21 protein-coding genes and 1 tRNA gene are annotated in these 23526 nt (G+C 66.7%); 14 read left to right on the top strand and 8 right to left on the bottom strand.

Translation table 11 applies throughout. The annotated features are described in order from the left end of the window. Positions 1-51: 51 nt before the first annotated feature. Positions 52-534, bottom strand: a complete 483-nt coding sequence (locus CVN68_RS08595) for a prepilin-type N-terminal cleavage/methylation domain-containing protein (RefSeq protein ID WP_100281836.1) — start codon at positions 532-534, stop codon at positions 52-54. Positions 535-539: 5 nt separating this feature from the next. After that, positions 540-1013: a type II secretion system major pseudopilin GspG gene (gspG, locus tag CVN68_RS08590; RefSeq protein ID WP_233503642.1), complete on the bottom strand. Its 474-nt coding sequence runs from the start codon at positions 1011-1013 to the stop codon at positions 540-542. Between the two features lie 45 nt (positions 1014-1058). On the opposite strand from gspG, the gene gspL reads away from it, so the two are divergent. From gspL to CVN68_RS08570, 4 genes are read left to right on the top strand one after another with little or no spacing between them, the layout of a single operon-like run. Then, positions 1059-2168, top strand: coding sequence for a type II secretion system protein GspL (gene gspL, locus CVN68_RS08585; protein WP_233503641.1), 1110 nt, complete (start codon positions 1059-1061; stop codon positions 2166-2168). A 5-nt stretch (positions 2169-2173) separates the two neighbouring features. Continuing rightward, entirely contained in the window at positions 2174-2662 is a 489-nt protein-coding gene (gspM, locus tag CVN68_RS08580; RefSeq protein WP_407695539.1) for a type II secretion system protein GspM, read from the top strand. Continuing rightward, positions 2659-4146: a type II secretion system ATPase GspE gene (gene gspE, locus CVN68_RS08575; RefSeq protein ID WP_100281832.1), complete on the top strand. Its 1488-nt coding sequence runs from the start codon at positions 2659-2661 to the stop codon at positions 4144-4146. Before gspM ends, gspE begins: the two co-directional genes overlap by 4 nt. Next, positions 4146-5372: a type II secretion system F family protein gene (locus CVN68_RS08570; RefSeq protein WP_100281831.1), complete on the top strand. Its 1227-nt coding sequence runs from the start codon at positions 4146-4148 to the stop codon at positions 5370-5372. Before gspE ends, CVN68_RS08570 begins: the two co-directional genes overlap by 1 nt. A 39-nt stretch (positions 5373-5411) precedes the next feature. Here the strand turns inward: CVN68_RS08570 and CVN68_RS08565 are convergent, their stop codons facing one another. Next, on the bottom strand, positions 5412-6104 hold the full coding sequence (locus tag CVN68_RS08565) for a hypothetical protein (RefSeq protein ID WP_233503640.1): 693 nt from the start codon (positions 6102-6104) through the stop codon (positions 5412-5414). A 23-nt stretch (positions 6105-6127) separates the two neighbouring features. Here CVN68_RS08565 and CVN68_RS08560 point away from each other — a divergent pair, with 23 nt between their 5' ends. From CVN68_RS08560 to CVN68_RS08550, 3 genes are read left to right on the top strand one after another with little or no spacing between them, the layout of a single operon-like run. Beyond that, on the top strand, positions 6128-7171 hold the full coding sequence (locus tag CVN68_RS08560) for an ABC transporter substrate-binding protein (RefSeq protein WP_100281830.1): 1044 nt from the start codon (positions 6128-6130) through the stop codon (positions 7169-7171). Next, complete coding sequence (locus CVN68_RS08555; RefSeq protein ID WP_100281829.1) at positions 7168-7716, top strand: type II secretion system protein GspJ; 549 nt, start codon at positions 7168-7170, stop codon at positions 7714-7716. Before CVN68_RS08560 ends, CVN68_RS08555 begins: the two co-directional genes overlap by 4 nt. Continuing rightward, positions 7713-8591 (top strand): type II secretion system minor pseudopilin, encoded by an 879-nt coding sequence (locus CVN68_RS08550; RefSeq protein ID WP_100281828.1) that lies wholly within the window; start codon positions 7713-7715, stop codon positions 8589-8591. The genes CVN68_RS08555 and CVN68_RS08550 overlap by 4 nt, the downstream gene beginning before the upstream one ends. Before the next feature lie 107 nt (positions 8592-8698). Here the strand turns inward: CVN68_RS08550 and CVN68_RS08545 are convergent, their stop codons facing one another. From CVN68_RS08545 to CVN68_RS23130, 3 genes are all read right to left on the bottom strand, one after another. Then, complete coding sequence (locus tag CVN68_RS08545; RefSeq protein ID WP_100281827.1) at positions 8699-10021, bottom strand: sensor histidine kinase; 1323 nt, start codon at positions 10019-10021, stop codon at positions 8699-8701. Next, positions 10011-11405, bottom strand: coding sequence for a sigma-54-dependent transcriptional regulator (locus CVN68_RS08540; RefSeq protein WP_100281826.1), 1395 nt, complete (start codon positions 11403-11405; stop codon positions 10011-10013). Before CVN68_RS08540 ends, CVN68_RS08545 begins: the two co-directional genes overlap by 11 nt. A gap of 130 nt (positions 11406-11535) precedes the next feature. Next, the gene (locus tag CVN68_RS23130) at positions 11536-11727 is read right to left on the bottom strand and encodes a hypothetical protein (protein WP_158298801.1); all 192 of its coding nucleotides are present in this window, start codon (positions 11725-11727) and stop codon (positions 11536-11538) included. Between the two features lie 115 nt (positions 11728-11842). Here CVN68_RS23130 and CVN68_RS08530 point away from each other — a divergent pair, with 115 nt between their 5' ends. The 4 genes from CVN68_RS08530 to CVN68_RS08515 are packed head-to-tail and all read left to right on the top strand — an operon-like array spanning position 11843 to position 18864. Next, positions 11843-13135, top strand: coding sequence for an efflux RND transporter periplasmic adaptor subunit (locus CVN68_RS08530; protein ID WP_233503639.1), 1293 nt, complete (start codon positions 11843-11845; stop codon positions 13133-13135). 20 nt (positions 13136-13155) lie between these two features. Then, positions 13156-13836: an ABC transporter ATP-binding protein gene (locus tag CVN68_RS08525; RefSeq protein WP_100281824.1), complete on the top strand. Its 681-nt coding sequence runs from the start codon at positions 13156-13158 to the stop codon at positions 13834-13836. Positions 13837-13886: 50 nt separating this feature from the next. After that, positions 13887-16343: an FtsX-like permease family protein gene (locus tag CVN68_RS08520; protein WP_100281823.1), complete on the top strand. Its 2457-nt coding sequence runs from the start codon at positions 13887-13889 to the stop codon at positions 16341-16343. A gap of 10 nt (positions 16344-16353) precedes the next feature. After that, complete coding sequence (locus tag CVN68_RS08515; RefSeq protein ID WP_100281822.1) at positions 16354-18864, top strand: ABC transporter permease; 2511 nt, start codon at positions 16354-16356, stop codon at positions 18862-18864. Positions 18865-18998: 134 nt separating this feature from the next. On the opposite strand, the gene CVN68_RS08510 is transcribed toward CVN68_RS08515, so the two are convergent. Both CVN68_RS08510 and CVN68_RS08505 read right to left on the bottom strand, forming a co-directional pair. Further along, positions 18999-19075 (bottom strand) — tRNA-Pro (locus CVN68_RS08510). Between the two features lie 91 nt (positions 19076-19166). Continuing rightward, positions 19167-20465, bottom strand: coding sequence for an FAD-dependent oxidoreductase (locus CVN68_RS08505; protein WP_100281821.1), 1299 nt, complete (start codon positions 20463-20465; stop codon positions 19167-19169). 95 nt (positions 20466-20560) lie between these two features. Between CVN68_RS08505 and pnuC the strand changes: the two genes are divergently transcribed. The 3 genes from pnuC to lepA are packed head-to-tail and all read left to right on the top strand — an operon-like array spanning position 20561 to position 23492. Next, on the top strand, positions 20561-21115 hold the full coding sequence (gene pnuC, locus CVN68_RS08500; RefSeq protein ID WP_100281820.1) for a nicotinamide riboside transporter PnuC: 555 nt from the start codon (positions 20561-20563) through the stop codon (positions 21113-21115). Next, positions 21112-21645, top strand: coding sequence for an AAA family ATPase (locus CVN68_RS08495; RefSeq protein WP_100281819.1), 534 nt, complete (start codon positions 21112-21114; stop codon positions 21643-21645). Before pnuC ends, CVN68_RS08495 begins: the two co-directional genes overlap by 4 nt. 53 nt (positions 21646-21698) lie before the next feature. Next, positions 21699-23492, top strand: coding sequence for a translation elongation factor 4 (gene lepA / locus CVN68_RS08490; protein ID WP_100281818.1), 1794 nt, complete (start codon positions 21699-21701; stop codon positions 23490-23492). Positions 23493-23526: the final 34 nt, after the last annotated feature.

Here is a 23526-nt window from a genome sequence, read left to right as displayed (position 1 = left end):
TCGATCGCCAGAGCTCCGGCCTGCGCCGGAGCACAAGGAGAGGGAGCGCTGTCATGTCTTCGGCGCCGGCGCCGGGGCTGCGCGCGCGGTGAGGCCGTCATAGCTGACCAGCCAGCGCTGGTCGCCGCTCTCGACCACTGCGGAGAGGGGCCGTCCCGCACCATCGACGCCCAGGATCACCGGCGGACGGACGCTCAGTGTCACTACCATTCCGCCCGGCAGACGATGGAAACCCAGCGCGTCGTCGGTGCGCGCGGTCAGCTTGCCGTTGGCGCCGATGGTCGCGAAGCCATAGCCGTGCTTCTCGACAGTGAAGGCCATCATCCGATCGCCGAGCATCGCATCATCGGCTGCCGCCTGTAGCCGGGTGGCGAGGCGCCGCGCTTCGGTCTCGACGCTCGGGGCACGCGTCACGCTGCCGATGCCGAGCGTCACCGCTCCTGCCATCACTGCGATGACGACGAGCACGATCATCATTTCGAGCAGGGTGAAGCCCGCGTCGCGATCGATCGCGCTTCGTCGGGACCCCCGCATCGGGCTCAGCCCTTGCCGTCGATATCGGCGTCGACGCCTTCGCCGCCGGGTTTGCCGTCACGGCCAAGCGAGCGAATCGTGAAGGTCATCCCGTCGGACTGATAGGCATAGGGCTTCTGCCAGCCGTCGAGCGCCGGCGCCGAGAGATAGCCGCCCTGCGCCCAGCCGCCCGGCACCGGCGGTGCGGTGGGCTTCTCGATGAGAGCCTTCAGCCCTTGTTCCGAGGTCGGGTAGGCGCCGTTGTCGAGGCGGTACATCTTCAGCGCGCCCGTGATGCTGCTGATGTTGGATTTGGTCGTGGTGGCCTTCGCTTCGTCCGGCCGACCCATCACGTTGACGGTGACCAGGCCGGCGATGACCGCGATGATCACCAGCACGATCATCATCTCGAGCAGCGTGAAGCCCGCTTCGCCCTTGTTCAGGATTGTGCGGCGCTTGCTGTTCTGCCTAAGCAGTGCGATGTCACTAAATTGTTTCAAAACTATGCGCATCCCCGCCCCATGCGTCCTTCCCATGAAGCAAATGTGACAGCCTCCAGTCGCGCCCCAGGAGCGCCCGACGCGCCGGAATCGCTCGCCACGGGAGTGTGGACGCTGGCGGGCGATCGGCTGATCATAGCCGAGCGGGGTGGCCCTGCAACCATCGTCGTGCCGACCGGGCAGGTGCGCCTGCTCGCAGTGGACCTTCCGCTGGCGAGTCGCGCGAAACGGCTCGAGGCGCTGCCATTCGCGGTCGAGGAACTGATCGCCGAACCGGTCGAGTCGGTCCATCTCGCGCTTGGCGCCGAAGTGGCGCCGAAACGCTATCTGGTCGGCGTGGTGCGGCACGAATTGATGGCGGCGTGGGTCGACTCGGCGGAGGATGCCGGGCTCGGGCACGCCGCGATGGTCCCCGACGCGCTGGCGCTGCCACGGCCGGCCGAGGGCGAGTGGTCGGTCGATCTCGGCGCGGACCGGGCAGTGGTCCGCGCCGGCGACGGCACCGGCTTCGCGATTCCCCCGGCGATGCTACAGGCGGCATGGCAGGCCGCAGGACGCCCCGTCGCGCGCTCCTATGGCGCGCCGCTGCCTGCGGAGATGCTGGCCGCCGGATCGACGATCGAGCCCGCAACTCTTGCGGAGCGGCTGCTCGCGCCTGCGCTGGACCTGCGTCAGGGGCCTTATGCCCGCCGTCGTGCCGGGTTGCCCAATATCTGGCGGCGGCTCGGCTGGGTCGTCGCTTTGGGCGCAGCAGCGCATGTCGTGATCGCGACTGCCGACACGCTGATGCTGCGCACGATCGCGGATCGGCGCGAGGCCGATACGCGCGCGCTGGCAGCGGTCGCCGCGCCGGGTGCCAATCTCGGCGGCGATCTTGCCGCGACCATCGCCGATCTGCTGCCCACCGGGAGCAGCGCGCCACCCGATACCTTCCTGCCGCTGCTGAGCCGCGTCTCTGGCGCGCTGGGGCCGTTGGCGGGAGTGATCACCGTGCGCGCGATCAACTATCAGGCCAATGCCCTGACGCTCGATCTCGACGGGACCGATCCTGGCCTCGCGGGCCGTGTCGATGCCGCATTGCGCGCGTCGCGGGTGCGCGGCAGCGTTACCCGCTCGCCCGACGGCAGCATCCGCATTACGGCGAGTAACACATGAGAGTGGTGATCTCCCGTTTGCCGGCGCTCGACGCAGCGCTGATCCGCTTCGACACCTGGTGGGGCGGGCTCAGCCGGCGCGAGCAGATCCTTGTCGCGGGCGCCGGCGTGTTGCTCAGCCTGGTCGTGCTGGTCTTCGGCGTGGTCAAGCCGCTTCAGGCGGCGCGGGCAGATGCGCTGGCCGACATCCGCACCTATGAGACGCTGAGCGCGCGCATCCGCGCCGCCGGCACATTGACCACGACCCGCGTGCCGCGCCGGCAGGGTCCGCCCGCGCAGGTCGCCAGCAGCTCGGCTACGGCCTTCGGTCTGACGGTCGCGCCCGAGACGATTCCAGGCGGGGTGCGCGTCACCGTCGCCGATGTCAGTTACGACACGCTGCTGGCATGGCTCGCCGATTTGGGCGCGTCGAGCGACCTCAAGGTCCGGCGCCTCTCGATCCAGCGGCGGCCGACGGCGGGGCGCGTCTCGGCGAGCGTGGATTTGGGGGCATGAGCGAGACACTGATCCTGATCGACGACGCACCCGCGACCTTGCCGTACAGCTTCGCGCGCAAGAACGGCGTGTTGCTCCGTCGGGGTGCCGCGGGGGTCGAGTGCGTCCACCGCGCGAATGTGAGCCTCGACGCGCTCCTTGAAGTACAGCGGATCGCCCCCGCGGCGGCTTATGTGGCCGTCAGCGACGAGGCCTTCGATGCCGCGCTGAGCGCAGTCTACAGCGGCAGCGCGGGCGCCGCGGCCGATTTCGATCTCGGCGACATGGACCTCGCGGCACTCGCCGACAGCGCCGCATCGATCGACGATCTGCTGGATACCCGCGACGACGCCCCGGTGATCCGGCTGATCAACGCGCTGCTGCTCGAGGCGGTCAAGGAAGGCGCGTCGGACATGCATATCGAGACGCAGGAAAAGCGGCTCGTGGTCCGTTTCCGCGTCGACGGCGTGCTGCGCGACATGATCGAGCCGCCGCGCGCGTTGGCGCCGTTGCTGGTCAGCCGCATCAAGGTGATGGCCAAGCTCGACATCGCGGAACGGCGCGTGCCGCAGGACGGGCGGGTGACGTTGCGTATCGGCGGGCACGATGTCGATGCGCGCGTCTCGACCATCCCGACCCAGCATGGTGAGCGGGTGGTGATGCGCCTGCTCGAAAAAGGCTCGCTGCGGCTCGATATGGAAGCGCTCGGGATGAACGCGCGCGACCGCGCGGTGTTCAACCGGCTGCTCGAGCGTCCGCACGGCATGCTGCTCGTCACCGGGCCGACCGGGTCGGGCAAGACGACCACGCTCTATTCGGCGCTGAGCCGGCTCAATGACCGTAAGCGTAACATCATGACGGTCGAGGATCCGATCGAATATGAGCTGGCCGGGATCGGCCAGACCCAGGTCAATCCGCGCACCGACATGACGTTTGCGAGAGGTCTGCGCGCGATCCTGCGCCAGGATCCCGACGTGATCATGGTCGGCGAGATCCGCGATCACGAGACCGCGCAGGTCGCGGTGCGCTCGGCGATGACCGGCCATTTCGTGCTCTCGACGCTCCACACCAACAGCGCGATCGGCTCTGTGACCCGGCTGATCGACATGGGGGTGGAGCGCTATCTGCTGGCGCCGATGCTGGTCGGGCTGGCGGCGCAGCGGCTGGTGCGCCGGCTCTGCCCGAGCTGCCGGCGCGAGGATGTTGCGGGCGAGGCGGATTCGCTGTTGCTCGGCGGCGCGATCCGTCCCGGCGAGACGCTGTGGCGCGCCGAGGGCTGCGCCGAATGCCACAACGAGGGCTATCGCGGCCGGGCCGGGCTGTACGAAGTCGTCGCGGTGGACGAGCGGTTCCAGAAGATGATCCATGACGGCGTGTCGGAAGCCGATCTCGAGGCGCATGCCCGCAAGGACAATCCGAGCCTGCTCGACGACGGGCTGGCCAAGGTGCGCAGCGGGGTGACCACGGTCGACGAAGTCGCCCGCGTCGTGCGCGAAGAGGCCTGATGCCTGCTTACGCCTACCGCGCTGCCGACCGGAGCGGCGCCACGAAGCGCGGCATCATCGAAGCCTCGTCGCCCGCCGCGGCGCGTGCGCTGCTGCGCGAGCAGGCGCTGTTGCCTTTGTCGGTCGAGGTGGCGGGCGCGCGCGGCGCGTCGTTTGGAAGCATCCAGCTGCCCCGCTTTCGCCGCTCCGGCATCTCGTCCAAGGCGCTGGCGACGATCACCCGCCAGATCGCCACGCTCGCCGGATCGGACATCGCGATCGAGGAAGCGCTCCGCCTCGTCGCCACCCAGTCCGAACAGCCGCAGGTGAGTTCCTTGCTGGTCGACGTGCGCGGCGCGATTCTCGACGGGCGCAGCTTCGCCGCGGCGCTGGCGCAGCATCCCAAGGCCTTTCCCGAATTCTACCGCGCCTCGGTGGCGGCGGGCGAATCCTCGGGGCGGCTGCCGGACGTGCTCAACCACCTCGCCGAATTCGTCGAGAACCGGCAGGCCAACGGCCAGAAGCTCCAGCTCGCTCTGCTCTATCCGGCGCTGCTCGCTCTGGTCTCGGTGGGCATGATGGTGCTGCTGTTGATCTATGTCGTGCCCGACATCGTCCGCGTCTTCGTCTCGCGCGGCGCCGATCTGCCTTTGCTCACCCGGATGCTGATCGCGATCAGCTGGTTCCTGCAGAATTTCGGACTTTACCTGCTGCTCGCGTTCGCCGTGGCCGGACTGTTCGCGGCGCGCTGGATGCGCGTGCCCGCCAACCGGTTGCGGCTGCATCGCATGTTCACCGAGCGCCGGCCGTTCCGCCGCTTCAGCCGCCAGATCAACGCTGCGCGCTTCGCCGGCAGCCTGTCGACGCTGGTGGGGAGCGCAGTGCCTCTGGTCGAGGCGCTCCACGCGGCGGCGGCGGTGACTCCCAATCGCTGGGTGCAGGCAAAGGCGCTCGGCGTCGCCCAGCGCGTTCGTGAGGGCGTCAGCCTGCGCGCGGCGATGCAGGAGGCGGGGGTATTCCCGACGATGCTGGTCGCGATCGTCGCCAGCGGCGAAACCAGCGGACGGCTCGCGCCCGCTCTGGGCCGCGCGGCGCACGAGCTCGAGCGCGAGCTGGACGCGCTGGTGACGACCCTCGTCGCCTTGGTCGAGCCGCTGGTGCTGCTGGTAATGGGCGGGCTGGTGCTGCTGATGGTGCTCGCGATCCTGCTGCCGATCATCAACCTCAACAATCTGGTGACGATGTAGCCTAAAACCCTCCGCCGCTGCGCGAGGGAGGATTTGGGACTACATCTCGCCCTGGATCCGTGCCCCGGCCGGCAGTCCGACGAACGGCATCATCGTTGCGCCGTCCGGGGTGACCGAAATGTCGACCGCGCCGCTCTCCGCCAGCTCCAGCGTCACCAGCGTCCTGCGGCGTTGCGCCATCGGCGCAATGCGGACCAGGGTGCGGTTGCCGATGTGCTCGGCGGTGAGGATCAAGGCGGGCAGAGCCGAGGCCGCACCGCCATTCTTTCGGCGGCAGCTGCCGGGATCGGTGGTGGCGGTGCCGCTCAGCATCCGGCTTCCGCCGCCGATCGCGATCCGCTCCATCTCGACCTGCATCACCAGATCGCACGTGAAGGGCAGATTGGGCTGAAGCGCCTGGAGCAGGCTACCGTCGGCTGCGCCGCTCACCTTGTCGAGCAGCATACGTCCACCGAGATGCGCGAGAACGCGCCCGCCAAGATCGGTGTTCGGTCCGCTCGCCTTCCAGTCGGCCGCATAAGCGAGCGAGGTCAGCGCGCGGAGCGGCGCCATCTGCCATTCGAACTTCGCGCCGCCGGCAATGCCGACCTCGCCGTTCCAGACGGTCCCCGCCACGCCGGTGCGCCACGGGCGGTTCTTGAGCACCACGCTAGCCGGCAGCGTGAATAGCAAGGCGAGCAGATAGGCCCCTATGCCGAGGGCGACGAAGACGATAATACGCCGGCGTGCCACATCCCCCATATCCGGAGTCGGCAATGGACCGGCGGTCCCTGCTGCGCTTGCTGCAATCAGGCCTGGTCGCGTCAGCGGCATCGGTCGTGCTTCCCTCGCATGCATTCGCAACAGCCGGGAAGAAGGACAAGCGCCCGATCGCCCTGCTGGTGCCGCTCACCGGACCGCGAGCGCGGCTGGGGCTTAGCATGCGGCAAGCGGCGTTGCTCGCTGAAAACAGCCAATTTGTGCTGAGCTTCGACACCGGCGGAACGGCAGCCGGCGCCGCGGCCGCGGCGGGGCAGGCACTGCGCCGCAAGCCCGCCCTGATCCTCGGGCCGCTCTCGGCCGAGGAAGTGCCGGCGGTGAGCAGCAGCGTCGCGGGCCGGGTGCCGATCATCGCCTTCAGCAACGATGCCGTGCTGCGCGCGCCGGGCACCTGGATCTTCGGGATCACCGCACGGCAAGTTACCAGCGCGGTCCTGCGCTATGCCCGCTCGCGTGGCGTGAAGAGCGTCGCAGTGATCGACGATGGCAGCCCTTGGAGCGCCGCGGCGGCGCTGGCGGCGGGCCAGCTGGAGAGCGAAATCGGCGTGCAGGTGCGCGTGCTCGAAGTCAAAGCGGGGCAGCCGCTGCCTGCTGCCGGCGACGCGCCCGATGGCGTGTTGTTGCCCGGCAGCGGCGAGGCAGTGCTGGCCGCGGCGCGCAACCTCAAGGACAGCGGCATCCAGCTGCTCGGCACGTTGCAGGGCATCGACAATCGCCCGCAGGCGCTCGAGGCGCTCGACGGGGCGTGGATCGCCAGCCCGGATCCCGCCGCGTTCGGCACCTTCGCGAGCGAATTCGCTGCGCGCAACGGCGGCGATGCGGGGACGATCACGGCGCTCGCTTATGACGCGGCAGGAATCGCCAACGCGCTGCGCAATGCCAACACGCTCAATGCCGAGGGCCTGCTCGACGGCAAGGGCTTCCGTTGCGTGACCGGACCGGTGCGCTTCCGCACCGATGGTTCGGTCGCGCGCGACTTCGCGATCCTCGTGGCCCGGCCGCACGGCTATGAACCGGTGGCGGTGAGCTCGGGATCGTGAGCAGGCGCCCCGAAGCCGGCGAGGCCGGCTTCACGCTGATCGAGCTGATGATCTCGCTTGGGCTGTTCGCACTGATCGCAGTGGCGGGGCTAGCTTTGGTCGAAGGCATCATCAACGTCCAGGGGCGCACCGAAAAACGGCTCGACCGGCTCGCCGATTTGCAGCGGACGATGTTCGTCGTGTCGAGCGACGTCGAGCAGATCGCGGACGGCAGCCTCTCTGGCGGCGGCGCCAATCTCTCCTTCACCCGCGCGGCACCCGGCATGGGCGGCGCGGCGGTGCCGTTGCGCTACGGCGTGGCCGGCGGCGCGCTGGTCCGCACGGTCGGGCCTGTACCCCAGCTCGTGCTGGCCGGGGTGGCGAATGCGCGCTGGCGCTTTTGGGATGGGGCGTGGGTTGATCGCTGGCCGATCGACGAAGCCGGCAAGGACCGCTGGCCGCGCGCAGTGGCGCTCGAGATGCAGGTGGCGGGGCCGGGCGGCACCATGGGATCGCTGCGTCGGGTGATCGCCTTGCCGGTGCGGCCCGAGGAGCCGAAGCAATGACGCGCCGCCAAGGCGAAGAGGGCATGATCCTCGTCAACGTGCTGATGTTCGTCGCGATCGCGGCCGGGCTCGTGCTGCTGATGATCAATCGCGAGGAGCTGGCGCTCGATCGCGGGCTGCGCACCCGCGAGGCGGCACGGGCGCTCGCGATCGTGCGCGGCGGGGAGCTTTCGGCGCTGGTCGCGCTGCGCCGCGACGGCGAGCAATCGCCCGAAGTCGATCATCTCGGCGAGCCGTGGGCGAGGCTGTCGGAGAGCGGCGCGCCCATCGAGGGCGGTCGCTTCGATCTCGCAATCGCCGATGCCGAGGGACGCTTCAACATCAACTCGGTGCGCACCGGCGCGGTCGCCTCGACGATCCTGTTCCAGACGATCGGCAACGAAGTGGGGCTGACTGCGGACCAGATCGTCGCCGCGGTGGAATATGTCCGGTTGCGCGGCCCTGTCACCGACTTGCGGCCGTTGCGGATGGCGGGAATGGAGCCCAAGATCGCGGATCGGCTCGAGCGGCTGGTGACGGCGCTGCCCGGTACGACCACGCTCAACCTCAACGCCGCCGATCAGGAGATGTTGGCCCTGCTGTTCCGCGATCCCGTGGTCGCGCAGCGGCTGGTGGCAATCCGCGACCGGCAAGGGTTCCTTACCGCGAAGGATCTGACCGACCAGAATGTTTCGCTCCCCTGGGGCACGTCGTTCCGCTCGAATACCTTCTGGGTGCGTACCCGCGCCACCATCGGCGGAACCAGCCAGCAGGCCGCTACGCTGATCCAGCGCCGTCACATGCCTGACGGCGCAGTCGAGGTCGTGCCCGTCGAGCGCTGGCGCAACGCCGCGGTGCCGCCGGGAGCGCCGGCATTGCCTGCGGGGAAGAGCTGACCCCGTCGTCGTCATTCCGGTGAAAGCCGGGATCTCGTGCGGCTCTTGTCCCGCACCATCGCTGAGGTCCCGGCGTTCGCCGGGATGACGGATAAGAGCGGCCGGCCTTACAATACGATCCGGAACAGTGCGCCGCCGTCGGGCGCGTCGGTCACGTCGATGGTTCCGCCATGCGCGATGACGATCTGGCGGGCGAGGTTCAGCCCGACGCCGGTCCCGGTGGCGCGGGTTGTGAAGAAAGGCAGGAACACGTCCTGGCGCAAGCCCTCCGGCACGCCCGGACCATTATCCTCGATTTCGATCGCTACCGAATGCCTGTCGCCGGTCAGGCGCAGCGTGAGTTGCGGTTGTTCAGTGGCCTGCATTGCCTGCGCGGCGTTCTGCATCAGGTTGATCACCACTTGTGCAAGCAGGTCCGGATCGGCATCGAGCGCCAGCGTCTCGGGGATGATCGCTACCCTGAGCGGCACCTCGAATGCTTTGGTCGCGAAGATGCGCGCGAGTTCGTCAATCCACGGACACGCGGCGAAGCCCTGGCGCTTGATCTGGGGCGTTTGCGCCACCGCCCGATAGGCTTCGATGAAGTTGCTCAGCCCCTGCGCGCGGCGGGCGAGCGTCTCGACCGCCACCCGCGCATCGCCGACGCGCGGATCGGCGGAGAGATCCGGATCGCCCAGCAGGTCGGCGGCGGTTGCCGCGAGTGAGGTCACCGGGGTCAGCGAATTGAGAATCTCGTGCGTGAGCACTCGAACCAGATCAGTCTGCGCTGCCATCTCGACTGCGTCGAGCGTCCCCTGAATCGGCTGGACGCTGATCGCGCGGGTGCGCTGGCCGAGCCGTTCCAGCGTGGCGGTGCGCACCAGCATTCGCTGCGGGCGCCCGGCGATAGTGAGTATCAATAGCTCTTCTTGTTGCGAGTCGTTCGCGAGACGGCGCGCGAAGGTCGCTCCGTAAACGGCGAAATCTTCGGGTAACTTTCCATGCTCGCTGGTGAAGAGGCGCCGCGCTGCCTTGTTGGCGAGCGTGACATGGCCGGCGGCGTCGACGGTGAGCACCGCGACAGGCATGTCGTCGACGAGCGCGTCGAGGTAGCGCAATTCTCCGGCGATGCGGTCCTGGTCGGCACGAAAACGGGCGAGCACCTCGTTGAGCGCGCCGCCCAATTCGTCGAAGCCGGCACCGCCCTTCGCATCGAACTGGAACGCCGTATCGCCGAATTTGAGCGCTTCCAGAAAGCGCGCGACGGTGCGGTTGGTACGCGTGATGTGGCGCCACAGGCCCGCGAAGGTGGCGGCGACGATGGCGAGCGCGACGATCCGCGCCGCGCCGAGTCCTGGCGTCGCGAAGGCGGCGATGCACGCCAGCAGCACCGCGACCAAAGCGACGATCCAGGCGATCAGCCCGATCGTGAAGCGTTGATCAAAGCCCATGCTTCTCCATGCGCCGATACAGCGCGGCACGCGACAACCCGAGCTCGTGCGCGGCAAGCGAGATATTGTAGCCGTGCTTCCTGAGTGCCTCCTCGACCAGCCGTCTTTCGACTCGTTCGAGGTTGAGATCGTCGGGCGGGCGCGGCGCCACCACCGCGGAGGGCGCGATCCGCGGGGCGCTGGAGACGAGCGCGAAATCCTCGGGCTCGAGCGGCACGTCGCGGGCGAGGATCACCGCGCGTTCGAGCGCATGGCGGAGCGCGCGGACATTGCCGGGCCAGTCATGGCCGAGCAGCCCGGCACGTGCCGCGGCGCTGAGCTGGGGATGCGGACGCCCATAACGTTTGGCATAATGGTCGAGATAATGCTCGATCAGCTCGGGCACGTCCTCGAGCCGTTCGCGCAGCGGTGGCAAGTCGATCTCGACGGTGTTGAGCCGGAACAGCAGATCCTGCCGGAAGTGATTCTCGTCGCGCAATTTCTCGGGAGGGAGATTGGTGGCCGCGATGACCCGGATGTTGACCGGCACCGGCTTGTTGGCGCCGACCGGCGTGACCTGGCGCTGCTCGAGCACGGTCAGCAGTTTCGGCTGGAGCCGCAATGGCAGATTGCCGATCTCGTCGAGGAACAGGGTCCCGCCGTCCGCAGCCTGGATGCGGCCGACGCGATCGGTGCGCGCATCGGTGAAGGCGCCCTTCACATGCCCGAACAGCTCGGAATCGATCAGGTCTTCGGACACCGCGCCGAGATCGACGGTGAGCATCACCTGATCGGCGCGCAGCGACTGGCGGTGCAATTCGCGCGCCACCAGTTCCTTGCCGGTGCCGTTCTCGCCCAGGACGAGCACGTTGGCCTCGGTCGGCGCGGCGCGGCTGATCAGTGAGTGAACCCGCGCCATCGCCGGCGAATGGCCGAGCAGTGCCGTGCCGGCGGCGACCGACGCGGCTGAAACCGGGGCGGTGCCCTTGACCGCCACTGCGTTGCGCGAGCGGCGCAGCGACGCAGCGGTGCGCACCGTCGCGAGCAACTTGTCGTTCGACCACGGCTTGGAGACGAAATCGGTGGCGCCGCGCTTCATCGCCGCCACCGCGACCTGGACCCCGGCATGCGCGGTGATCATCACCACGACCATCTCGGGATCCACGCCAAGCAGTTTCTCGAGCCAGGCGAGCCCCTCGGCCGCGTCGGTCGCGCCGCGCGCGAAATTGGCGTCGAGCAGGACGACATCGGGCGTACGCGCCTCGACGAGCGGCAGCGCCTCGTCGGGGCTGCGCACCGTGGCCACGTCGGTGAACAACCGGCGCAGCAACAGCCGCGACGCCATCAATATGTCGTCGTCATCGTCGATCACGACGCAATAGTCGAATTCCGGCCCGCTCCCCATCCGTTCGCTCCCGTACAGCGGCTGTGCGAATTCGGACAATCAAAATACGTGCCAGGCTTTCGCGTGGGCGCTCCCAAGAGAGAAACTGGCACGGCTCCTGCTCATGGTTGGCCAACAGGGTAAGGTGGGATCACGCATGTCCGGGAACCAACGCGGAAAGTTGGCGCGAAATGCAGTGCTGCTGGCGGCACTCGCCGCCGCGATACTCGTGTTCGGCGGAAAGCCGCAGGCGACGCTCGACGTCGCGATACGCGCCCAAGGTGGCCACGCGATGCTTCGGCTCGGCTCCGCGTCGGTGCGGATAGCGTTCGATTCCGGACACGCCTGTCCGAATCCGAACGCTTGTGCAGGTTCGGTCCTGTGATCAGTCTCGCGCCGCGTCTCCGGGCTGTGCCTGGCACGGGCGTTGCTAAGTCATGGCCATGGACGTGGTTCGGATGCAGAAGAATGGGGGCGACCGCCCCGTCACCGGGAGCGGGATGGACGCAGTCGTCGAGACGCGAAAGCTGTCGACCAGGGCCAAGGCGGCATTGGGCGGAGCGGTGGCGCTGATCGGAGCCCTGCTGTTCTGGTGGTTCGCGCCCTCGGGTTCGAGCCAGACCGTCGGCGCCGATCAAGTCACGATTTCGACCGTGACGCGCGGCACCTTCGACGATTTCATTCCGCTCCGCGCCCGCGTCACACCCTTGCTCACCGTCTACATCGATGCCGTCGAAGGCGGCCGGGTCGAGAAGATGCTCGTCGAGGACGGCGCGACCGTGGCGCAGGGCCAGCCGATCGCCTTGCTGTCCAACGCTGAGCTCCAGCTCTCGACTCTCGCGCGCCAGACCGAGGTCGAGCAGCAGATCAACAACATGCGCAGCCAGGAACTCGCGCTCGCCCAGACCCGGCTCGCCAACGAGCGCGCCGTGCTCGAGGCCGATCTCGCGCTCGACAAGGCGCGGCGCCAGTACGAGCGCGAGAAGCCACTGGCGGGCAAGGGCTTCGTCACCGCCAAGCAATTTTCGGACACCGAGGCGGACTATCGCTATCGTGCCCGCAATCTCGCCGCGCTCCGGCGCAGCCAGGCGACCGACGCGCGGCTCCAGACCAGCCAGCTCTCGCAGCAGCAGGCCGCGGCGCAGTCAATGCAGTCGGGCCTGTCGATCGCTCGCGCCAATCTCGACGCCCTCCAGCTCCGCGCGCCGGTGGCGGGCCAGCTCTCGGGCTTCTCGGTCCAGGTCGGCCAGTCGCTCCAGCGCGGCGAGCGGGTCGGGCAGATCGACAGCCCGGGGCGCAACAAGCTGATCGCCGGCGTCGACGAATTCTATCTCGGCCGCGTCCAGCTCCAGCAGCGCGCCGGCCTCGATTTCGGCGGCAAGCGCTACGCGGCCAAGGTCACCAAAATCTACCCCCAGGTTCAGAACGGCCAGTTCCAGGTCGATCTGCAGTTCGTCGGCGCCGAGCCCGCGAACATCCAGCGCGGCCAGACGATGCAGGCGCGGCTCACGCTCGGCGATCCGGCGCCGGCTCTGCTCGTCCCGAACGGCGCCTTCTACAACGAGACCGGCGGCAACTGGATCTTTGTGGTCACCCCGGACGGCGGCAGCGCAGTCAAACGTCAAGTCCGCCTCGGCCGCCGCAATTCCGAATTCATCGAAGTGCTCGAGGGGCTCGAAGCCGGCGAGAAGGTGCTGACCTCGCCTTACACCGGCTATGCCGACAAGACGCGCCTGGACCTGACCAAATAATTCCAACGAAAGGGATTTTCATGCTGACGATGCGCGAGCTCTCCAAGGTCTACCGTGCCGACACGGTGCAGACGACCGCGCTGGACGCGATCGATCTCGACATCGCCGAAGGCGAGTTCGTCGCGATCATGGGGCCTTCGGGCTGCGGAAAATCGACTCTGCTCAACATGATCGGGATGCTCGATAGCCCGTCCTCGGGATCGTATTTGTTCAATGGCAAGGAAGTCGCCGGGCTCTCCGAGAGCAAGCTCGCCGATGTCCGCAAGGAGAGCATCGGCTTCATCTTCCAGAGCTTCAACCTGGTCGACGAGCTGAGCGTCCGCGACAATGTCGAGCTGGCCTTGCTGTACCACAATGTCTCCGCTTCCGAGCGCAAGCGCCGCGTCGACGAAGTGATGGACAAGGTCGGCATCGCCCACCGCGCCCGGCATCGGCCGAGCCAGCTTTCGGGCGGGCAACAGCAGCGCGTCGCGGTCGCCCGCGCGCTCGTCGCCAACCCCAAATTGATCCTCGCCGACGAGCCTACCGGCAATCTCGACACGCATCACGGCGAGGAAGTGATGCGGATGCTCCAGACGCTCAACGGCGAAGGCTCGACCATCGTGATGGTGACGCATTCGCCCGCGCACGCCGATTATGCCGGACGGATCGTCTCGATGCTCGACGGCCGCATCCTGCAGGAGCGGCGCCGGGCGGCGTGAAGAGGTCTCCTCGCTCGCTTGCGGGGAGAGGGGCGAAAAGGGGATACCGAATGTGGCGTAATTATCTGACGATAACGCTCAGGCTGCTCGCCCGGAACCGCGTCTATGCCGCGATCAACATCGGCGGGTTGGCGCTGGGACTGGCCGGCAGCCTGCTGATCCTCGGCTATGTTCGCTACGAGCGAAGTTACGACAGCTGGTTGCCGGACAGCGGCCGCGTATATCAGGTCCAGTCGGCGATCAACGTGCCGGGCCAGCCCGCCGTTCGCACGCAGGCGAGTTCGTTCCCGCTGCACGACGCGCTGCCGGCCGGATTTCCCCAGATCGAGGCGATCACCTCGGTCGCTCTGGGCAAGACCGTCACCGAGCATGACGGCCAACCGATGTTTCTCGAGGCGACGACGGTTGATCCAGAATTCTTCAAGCTGTTCGGCCTGCCTTTCGTGCAGGGTTCGGCGGCGACCGCGCTGCCGGACACCAATGCGATTGTGCTCACCCAGAGCGAAGCGATCCGCCAGTTCGGCACCCCTGATGCGCTGGGCAAGCTGCTGAGCCTCGGCGCCGGCCCCGGCAAGCGCGACTATCGGGTGAGCGGCGTGCTGCGCGATCTGCCGCGCAATACCAATCTGAAGCTGGGCATCGTCTTTCGCCGCGATCCGGGCCAGATCCAGTATCGCGGCTGGGGCAATTTCGACCAGCAACACTACGTCAAATTGCGCCCTGGCGCCGACGCGGCAGCGATCAACGCCGCGCTTCCCGCCTGGGAAAAGCGGGCGATCCCGATCGAGATCATCGAGGGAAAGCCGGCGACAATGTCCGACGTCATGGACTTCCGGCTGGTGCCGCTCGGCGACGTCCATCTCGGCGCGGTGCAGGAAAAGGCGATGACGCCCGGCGGTGATCCGCGCGCGCTGGCGACGTTCGCCGTCGTCGCCTCGCTGACGCTCGGCATGGCGGTGATGAACTTCGTCAATCTCTCCACTGCGCGCGGCACCCAGCGTGCGCGCGAGGTGGCGCTGCGCAAGGTGCTCGGCGCGTCGCGCCGCCAGTTGATCGTCCAGTTCCTCGGCGAGAGCGTGGTGATGGCCGCAGTCGCGATGTTGCTGGCGCTGACGATCGTCGAGCTGGCGACGCCGTGGATTGCCGCCTTGCTGGGCGCCGATCTTCACATCGCCTATTTCGGCGCGGGCGGCATGTTCTGGCCCGCATTGGGGCTATTCGCGGTCACCGGGTTGCTGGGCGGCCTCTATCCGGCATTTTACCTCAGCCGTTTTCAGCCCGCCAAAGTGCTCCGCGCCAACCAATCCTCGGTCGAGACGCCGGGCAACGGCCGGTTTCGGGCCGCGCTGGTGGTATTTCAGTTCGCCATTGCGATCGGGCTGATCGCCTCGACCTGGGTCATCTATTCGCAGACCCGCTATGTCGAGACGGTCGATCCAGGCTATCGCCGCGACGGGCTGATCCAGATCGCCAATGCCTGGCGCTTCACCCAGGGCTCCGAATATGAGGCCGCGCGCGTGGCGATGCTCGCGATCCCGGGCGTCACCGCCACCGGGCGTACCGAACTGGGCCTTGCCTCCTCGCTGAAGTCCCAGAGCCTGATGCGTTCGCAGGGCTCGAGCGAATATCTGTCGATGGGCGTGTTCGGAGTCGATGCCGCCTTCCTCCAGACGATGGGCGTCGACCTGCTCGCCGGCCGCTTGCTCGGTGATCGCTTTGGCGCCGATCGGATCAGCGGCCAGACGCCGGCCGCTCTGACGGAGCGCGGCATGAACGTCGTGGTCAACCGCGCCGCGGCGGCGAAGCTCGGCTATCGGAGCCCGCAGGCCGCGATAGGCCAGGTCGTCCAGATCGGGATCTGGGGCTTCAACATGGTTCCGGCGACGATTGCCGGCGTCGTCGAGGACACAAGGTTCCGCAGCGCGCGTGACGCGATCGAGCCGATGGTCTTCACTTATGATCCCGATCGCGCCAACACCGTGCTCGTCCGCTACGCTGCCGCGCATCCGGGCGAGGTGATGGCAGCGCTGAACAAGGTTTGGCGCAAGTTCGAGCCGGAAATCCCGTTCGAGGCGCGCTTTGCCGACGATATCGTCCGCGAACTCTATGCCACCGAGCGGGCACGGGGCGCATTGTTCGCCGCCTTCGCCGGACTGGCAGTGCTGATCGCCTGCCTCGGCCTCTACAGCCTCGCATCGTTCGCCACCGAGCGACGCACCAGGGAGATCGGCATTCGCAAGGTGCTGGGCGCAAAGGTGCGTGACATCGTGCGGCTGCTCGCCTGGCAATTCTCCAGGCCGGTGGTGCTCGCCAACCTGATCGCCTGGCCGGTGGCGTGGTGGGCGATGCGCGACTGGCTCAACACCTTCGACCAGCGCATCGCGCTGACGCCGGGACCCTTCGTGTTCGCGGGGCTGCTCGCGCTCGTCATCGCGATCGGCACCGTCGCCGGCCAGTCGCTGCGGGTCGCCCGCACCAATCCCATCCACGCGCTTCGCTACGAGTAGGAACCAGACCATGTGGCGCAATTACGTGACCGTCGGCCTGAGGGCTCTGGCCAAGAACAAGGTCTATGCCTTCATCAACATCTTCGGCCTGTCGCTCGGCATCGCCGCGTGCCTGTTGATCCTCACCTTCGTGCGTTACGAGTTCAGCTATGATAATTGGCTGCCGGGCGCCGCGAACGCCTATCAGGTTCAGGATTTCTACAAGCCGACGGCGAACGGCGGCGAGGAATATGAGCTGCAGATGACGAGCGTCGCTTCGCGCGTCGCCTTGCAGAAGGATTTCCCCCAGATCGTCAAGAGCGTCTATTTGGCGGACCGCGGTATCAATCTGATTTACAAAGGACAGGCCTATCGGCCGCGCGACGCCTATTTTGCCGACGGCAACATCTTCGAAATTCTCGAGATCCCATTTGTCCGCGGCGATCGCGCGCACGCGCTCGATGACCCCCATGGCCTCACGCTGAGCGAGACTGAGGCGAAGAAGTATTTCGGCAAGGCCGATCCGCTCGGCCAGACGATCACGGTGGTGAGCGACGATCTCAGGGAGGACTATCGCGTCACCGGCGTCTTCAAGGACCTGCCGAAGAACAGTCATCTCCGCCTCGACATGGTCGCGCGCTTCGATCTGCATAGCTATTATGCGAAAAATCCCGACTTTCTCACCTCGTGGAATTCGCAGGGCGGCTATGTCTATGTGAAGCTCCGCTCCGGAACCGACGTGAAGCAGATGGAGGCGCAATTTCCCGCCTGGGAGAAGCGCAACATTCCGAATGATCCTGCGGATGGCGGGCCGGTCACCAACCCGGGCACCGATCAGGATTGGCGCCTGACCAATGTGCGCGACGTGCATCTCGGCGAGGCGCAGCAGGCGGCATTGGCACCGGGAGGCGACAAGCGGACCATTCTCACTTTTGCCGTCGTTGCGCTGATGATCCTCGGCATGGCGTGCATCAACTTCACCAATCTGGCTACGGCGCGGGCATCGCAGCGTGCGCGCGAAGTCGCGCTGCGCAAGGTCCTCGGCGCCACGCGCAGGCAATTGATCGTGCAGTTCATCGGCGAGTCCATCCTTGTCGCCGGAATCGCGACATTGGTCGCGCTGGCGCTCGCCGAACTGGCGCTCCCGCCGCTCAACAACTTCCTCGATGCGACCATGGAGATCCATTATTTCGGCACAGAGGGGATCCTCGCGCCGGTGCTGTTGCTCGCATTGGTCGTCGGAGTGGCGGGTGGCGCCTATCCGGCGCTCTATCTCTCCCGCTTTCAGCCGGCGGTGGTGCTCAAGGCAAACAAGTCCGCTGCCGACGCCGAAGGCAATGGGCGCCTTCGCAACCTGCTCGTGGTGGGGCAGTTCGCAGTGTCGATCGGCCTCATCATCTGCACCACCATCGTCTATTCGCAGACGATCTACGCCCGCACGATGGACGCGGGGTACAAGCGCGACGGGTTGCTTCAGGTGCGCAGGCTCGACCAGCCGCAGGCGGAGGCCGTGGCGAAAACCTTCGCGGAAGAAGTTCTGCGATTGCCCGGTGTTTCGTCGGTCGCGCGGACTTCGATCGCCGTCAATCCGGGCAACAATTCGATGACCTCGGCGCGCCTGCCGGGCGCGACCGCGCAGGTCCAGCTCGGGGTCTATGCGATCGATCCCGGGGTGATCGACGCGCTCGGGATGCGATTGCTGGCCGGGCGTAATTTCTCCGAAGCGACGGCGATGGACGATGCGACGACGCCGTCACCGGTGGATTTCGCGGCCGAGCGTGCCCTGGTCGCGCGCGGCATCAATGTGATCCTTTCGGAATCAGCCGCGAAGCGGCTCGGCTTCGCGACTCCGCAGGCGGCGATCGGCAAGCAGGTTCAGGCCGGCTTCACTGTTCCCGAAGCTGGCAATTGGGTGCCCGCGACCGTCGTCGGTGTGGTCAGCGACGTGCGGTACCGAAGCGTCCGGGATCCGCTGCAGCCGATCCTCTATGTCTATCAGACGCGCGGCTATTCCACCTTGCTGGTTCGCCACGTCGGCGATGCGCGACTGGTGCGCGAGCGGGTGGAGGCGATCTGGAAGCGGCTTCTGCCCGAAATGGCATTCGACGCGCGGTCGGTCACCGAGACCGTCCACAACCTGTACAGCCGCGACGAGACGCGGGCGCAGCTGTTCGGGATGTTCGCGATCCTCGCGGTGGTGATCGGCTGCCTCGGGTTGTTCGGCCTCGCTTCCTTCACTGCCGAGCGCCGCACCAAGGAAATCGGTATCCGCAAGGTGCTCGGGGCGCGGACGCGGGATATCGTGCGGCTGCTGGTTTGGCAGTTCAGCCGGCCGGTGCTGATCGCCAATCTGATCGCCTGGCCGGTCGCGTGGTGGATGATGCGCGATTGGCTCAATCAGTTCGACGTCCGCGTCGGCCTCACGCCGACACCTTTCGTGCTCGCGGGCTTGCTCGCGCTGCTGATCGCGGTCGGCACGATCGCCGTGCACGCCTTCCGCGTCGCGCGCACCAATCCGGTCCATGCGCTGCGCTACGAGTAGGCGCGTCAGCGCAGGGCATGGCCGGGCGGGCGAGGGGGCAACCTCTCGCCCGCTTTCGTTTCGATGCCTGGAGCTTCACAGGCACATGCGGCGATTATCGGTCGCCTGCCGCTGGCATCTCGCTATCGTAGAAATGGTCGGGAAGAGAGGATTCGAACCTCCGGCCCCCACGTCCCGAACGTGGTGCTCTACCAGGCTGAGCTACTCCCCGACGGAGTATCGGTCCGGCGCCTCGACGAGGGCGAACCGATGCTGGAGCGGCGCCTATAACGATGGTGATTGAGTCGCGCAAGCGGCTGCGATCAGCCCCCGCGCGCGTCGAGCATCGCCTCGATGCTGGTGAATTTTTCGCGCGGGCTGCCGGCACGGGCGGCCGCAATTTCGGCGGTGTCGATCTTCTGCCAGTCGCGGAAGGTGACGACATCGACCTCGCGGTCGGCGAGCAGCGCGTCGAGTTCTGCGCGGCCCTGCTTGCCGGCGCCTTCGCCGATGTCTGCGGCGATCTTCTCGACAATCGCGAAGCCGTCGGGCCGGTTGGTGCCGATCGTTCCGGTCGGGCCGCGGCGCGCCCAACCGACCGCGTAGAGGCCCGGCAGCACCCGGCCTGCTTCGTTGGCGAAGCGGCCGGAGCGCTCGTCATAAGGCACCCCTTCGATCGGCGGGGTGCGATAGCCGATGCAGCTCACCACCAGCTGCGCGGGTATTGCATAGCGTTCGCCGGTGCCGCGCGCGCTGCCGTCCATTCCCAGCGCGGTCCGTTCGATCACTACGCGCTCGACCTTGCCGTCGCCCTCGATCGCGACCGGCATGGCGAAGAAATCGAAGACGATGCGGACCTGCTTGTCGGTGCGCGTGGCCGCCGCAAAGCTGCGCAAATGATTGACCGATTTCCGCTGGCCGGGATCCAGCGCCGCGTCGGCTTCGACAGGGGGCAGGTCGTCGGGATCGACTGACGGCGCAGCGCATTTGAGCGCGGCCAGCTCGCCCAGCTCCTTGGGGGTCATTGCGATCTGATGCGGTCCGCGGCGCCCGAGAAGCGTGATCCTGTCGACCTTGGCCAGCTTGAGTGCGGCCAAAGCGTGGCCGACAATGTCCGAACCGGCGAACTCGTCGTCGCATTTCGCGAGTATGCGCGCTACATCGAGTGCTACATTCCCATTGCCAACCACCACCGCCGACCCGTCGAGCGGGGGCGAGAGATCGGCATAGTCCGGATGGCCGTTATACCAGCCGACGAAGGCGGCCGATCCCACGACGCCGGGCAGTTCTGCGCCCGGGATCTCCAACAGGCGATCGTGCGGCGCGCCGGTCGCGAGCACCACGGCGTCGTAGAGGGTGCGCAATTCATCGATCGACACGTCCTTGCCGATCGTGACATTGCCGACGAAACGGACATTGTCGGTCAACGCGACTGCCTCGTAGCGCCGGGACACGCCCTTGATCGATTGATGGTCGGGGGCAACGCCGGTGCGGATGAGGCCGAACGGCACCGGCAGGCGATCGATGATGTCGACCCGTACCGAGTCGCCGAAGCTCTTCTGGCAGGCCTCTGCAGTATAATAGCCGGCGGGTCCCGAACCGATCACCGCGATATGCCGCATCCGCCATCCTCTCGCATTTTGGGACAGGGTAGCGTGACAATTCCGCAGGGCAACCCACTCGACCCCTGTGCAAAGTTGCTGCTAGGCCATGCCGCGTGAGCCCGATCGAAGCCGCCGCCACCCTGTTCGGGCTGATCAACGTGACGCTGGTGGTCCGGCGAAGCATGTGGAACTACCCGTTCGCGCTCCTCATGGTGTTGCTCTACGCGTGGATTTTTTTTCACCAGAAGCTCTACAGCGATGCGCTGCTCCAGCTCTTCTACGTCGTCGTGAACCTCTATGGCTGGTGGAACTGGTCGCGTTCGCGCGCCGACACTGGCGAGGTACGCGTCGAGCAACTCGACAACGCGGCGCGGCTCCGCTGGCTTGCCGGGTGCATCGCCGCGTCGGCGGCATGGGGCGCCTTGATGCACCGCTACACCGACGCCGCCTTTCCGTGGTGGGATGGCGGCATCGCGATGTTCAGCATTGCCGCGCAGATCCTCCAATCGAGGCGTAACTGGGAAAGCTGGGTGCTGTGGATCGCAGTCGATCTCGCCGCCGTCCCGCTATTCGCGATCAAGGGGCTTTGGCTCACCGCGGGGCTCTATCTCGTTTTCCTTGCCCTATCCGTCTGGGGCCTGATCCATTGGACCAAAGCCAAAGCATGACTCCGCGTACCATCTGCCTCCACGGCCCCGAGAGCGTCGGCAAGACCACGATGGTGCGGCGGCTGGCCCAGCATTTCGGCGGCGAACTGCTCGACGAATATGGTCGCGACTATGCCGAAACCCATGGGATCATGTTCACGATGCGCGATCTGATCGAGATCGCGCAGAACCACGACGCGGGCGCGAAGATGCTGCTCGCCGAAGGTGCGGATCCGTTGATCCTCGACACCGATCCGCTGATGACCGCGGTTTGGGCGGACATGCTGTTCGGCAAGCGGGACGCCTGGTTCGACGCGTGGACGGGAACCGCCGACTTCTATCTGCTGTTCGACATCGATCTGCCCTGGGTTGCCGATGGCACCCGCATCTTCGGCACGCCGCAACTGCGCCAGCGCTTCTTCGATCTCTCGAAGGCCGAGCTCGAGCGTCGTGGCGTTCGATGGGCACTGGTTTCCGGGCAGGGCGAGGCGCGCTATGAGCGCGCGCTGGCGGCGATCGACGCGGAAGCGCAGGCGCGCCGCCCGGCCTAGACCGTTCGCGCCCTCTTCGCATCGTGCGCCACCCCTGCTAGGGCCGCGCGATCATGGCGACCGAACTTTCAAAGATCCGCAACTTCTCGATCATCGCGCACATTGACCACGGCAAGTCGACCCTGGCCGACCGGCTGATCCAGCGCACCGGGGGACTCTCAGAACGTGAGATGTCTTCCCAGGTGCTGGACAATATGGACATCGAGAAGGAGCGCGGGATCACCATCAAGGCGCAGACCGTGCGCCTCGACTGGAAGGGCCATGTCCTCAACCTGATGGACACCCCCGGCCATGTCGATTTCGCCTATGAAGTCAGCCGCAGCCTCGCCGCCTGCGAGGGCGCGCTCCTCGTCGTCGACGCCGCGCAGGGCGTCGAGGCGCAGACGCTCGCCAATGTCTATCAATCGATCGAGCACGACCACGAGATCATCCCGGTGATCAACAAGATCGATCTGCCCAGCGCCGAGCCCGAAAAGGTCCGCCACGAGATCGAGGAGATCATCGGCATCGACGCCTCGAACGCGGTGCTCGCCAGCGCCAAATCGGGGATCGGCATCGAGGAGATCCTCGACGCGATCGTCGAGCGGATCCCCGCGCCCAAGGGCGATGCCGACGCCCCGCTCAAGGCGATGCTGGTCGACAGCTGGTACGATTCCTATCTCGGCGTCGTCATCCTCGTCCGGGTGATCGACGGGACGATCAAGAAGGGCCAGCAGATCAAGTTCATGGCCGCGGGCACGACGCATCTGATCGACCGGGTCGGCGCCTTCCGCCCCAAGATCGAGCAGCTCCCCGACCTCGGCCCCGGCGAGATCGGCTTCATCACCGCGCAGATCAAGGAAGTCGCCCAGGCCCGCGTCGGCGACACCCTCACCGACGCCAAACGCCCCACGCCGCACGCGCTTCCCGGCTTCAAGGAAGTCCAGCCGGTCGTCTTTTGCGGCCTGTTCCCGGTCGACGCCGCGGACTTCGAGAAACTGCGCGAAAGCATCTCGCGGCTGCGCCTCAACGACGCCAGCTTCAGCTTCGAGATGGAGACCAGCGCGGCATTGGGCTTCGGCTTCCGCTGCGGCTTCCTCGGCCTGCTCCACCTCGAGATCATCCAGGAGCGGCTGACCCGCGAATATGATCTCGACCTGATCACCACCGCGCCGTCGGTGGTCTACAAGATCAAGCTCACCCACAACAATGGCGAGATCGAGCTGCACAACCCGGCCGACATGCCCGATCCAACCAAGATCGAGGAGATCGAGGAGCCGTGGATCCAGGCAGTGATCTACGTCCCCGACGAATATCTCGGCTCGATCCTGAAGCTGTGCCAGGAACGGCGCGGCATCCAGAAGAACCTGACCTATGTCGGCGGCCGGGCACAGGTAACCTACGAGCTGCCGCTCAACGAAGTGGTGTTCGACTTTTACGACCGGCTGAAGTCGCTTTCAAAGGGCTATGCCAGCTTCGATTACGAACAGATCGGCCACCGCGCGGGCGATCTGGTGAAGATGGGCATCCTCGTCAACGAGGAGCCGGTCGATGCGCTGAGCATGATCGTCCACCGCGCCACCGCCGAAGTGCGCGGACGCGGCATGGTCGAGCGGCTGAAGGAACTTATTCCGCGCCATTTGTTCAAGATCCCGATCCAGGCGGCGATCGGCGGCAAGGTGATCGCGCGCGAGACGATCAGCGCGATGCGCAAGGACGTCACCGCGAAATGCTATGGCGGCGATGCCACGCGTAAACGCAAACTGCTCGAGAAGCAGAAGAAGGGCAAGGCGAAGATGCGCGAATATGGATCGGTGTCGATCCCGCAAGAGGCGTTCATCGCCGCGCTCAGGATGGGCGAGGAATAAGCACCCGAACGCCGCCCTTCGCGGTTGCGGCGGC

Origin of the sequence: Sphingomonas psychrotolerans, from assembly GCF_002796605.1 — a bacterium.
In the GTDB taxonomy this organism is placed as follows: domain Bacteria; phylum Pseudomonadota; class Alphaproteobacteria; order Sphingomonadales; family Sphingomonadaceae; genus Sphingomonas; species Sphingomonas psychrotolerans.
Note: the sequence above shows the minus strand (reverse complement) of the source record. Positions and strands in the feature narration are given on the sequence as shown.

Excerpts from the sequence above, each read along its gene's own strand:
- CVN68_RS08515 (WP_100281822.1), top strand. The coding sequence starts at position 16,354 with ATGTGGCGCAATTACGTGACCGTCGGCCTGAGGGCTCTGGCCAAGAAC.
- CVN68_RS08570 (WP_100281831.1), top strand. The coding sequence starts at position 4,146 with ATGCCTGCTTACGCCTACCGCGCTGCCGACCGGAGCGGCGCCACGAAG.
- CVN68_RS08550 (WP_100281828.1), top strand. The coding sequence starts at position 7,713 with ATGACGCGCCGCCAAGGCGAAGAGGGCATGATCCTCGTCAACGTGCTG.
- CVN68_RS08540 (WP_100281826.1), bottom strand. The coding sequence starts at position 11,405 with ATGGGGAGCGGGCCGGAATTCGACTATTGCGTCGTGATCGACGATGAC.
- gspE (WP_100281832.1), top strand. The coding sequence starts at position 2,659 with ATGAGCGAGACACTGATCCTGATCGACGACGCACCCGCGACCTTGCCG.
- CVN68_RS08560 (WP_100281830.1), top strand. The coding sequence starts at position 6,128 with ATGGACCGGCGGTCCCTGCTGCGCTTGCTGCAATCAGGCCTGGTCGCG.
- CVN68_RS08525 (WP_100281824.1), top strand. The coding sequence starts at position 13,156 with ATGCTGACGATGCGCGAGCTCTCCAAGGTCTACCGTGCCGACACGGTG.
- CVN68_RS08595 (WP_100281836.1), bottom strand. The coding sequence starts at position 534 with ATGCGGGGGTCCCGACGAAGCGCGATCGATCGCGACGCGGGCTTCACC.
- CVN68_RS08505 (WP_100281821.1), bottom strand. The coding sequence starts at position 20,465 with ATGCGGCATATCGCGGTGATCGGTTCGGGACCCGCCGGCTATTATACT.
- lepA (WP_100281818.1), top strand. The coding sequence starts at position 21,699 with ATGGCGACCGAACTTTCAAAGATCCGCAACTTCTCGATCATCGCGCAC.
- CVN68_RS08495 (WP_100281819.1), top strand. The coding sequence starts at position 21,112 with ATGACTCCGCGTACCATCTGCCTCCACGGCCCCGAGAGCGTCGGCAAG.
- CVN68_RS08520 (WP_100281823.1), top strand. The coding sequence starts at position 13,887 with ATGTGGCGTAATTATCTGACGATAACGCTCAGGCTGCTCGCCCGGAAC.
- CVN68_RS08545 (WP_100281827.1), bottom strand. The coding sequence starts at position 10,021 with ATGGGCTTTGATCAACGCTTCACGATCGGGCTGATCGCCTGGATCGTC.
- CVN68_RS08530 (WP_233503639.1), top strand. The coding sequence starts at position 11,843 with ATGCAGAAGAATGGGGGCGACCGCCCCGTCACCGGGAGCGGGATGGAC.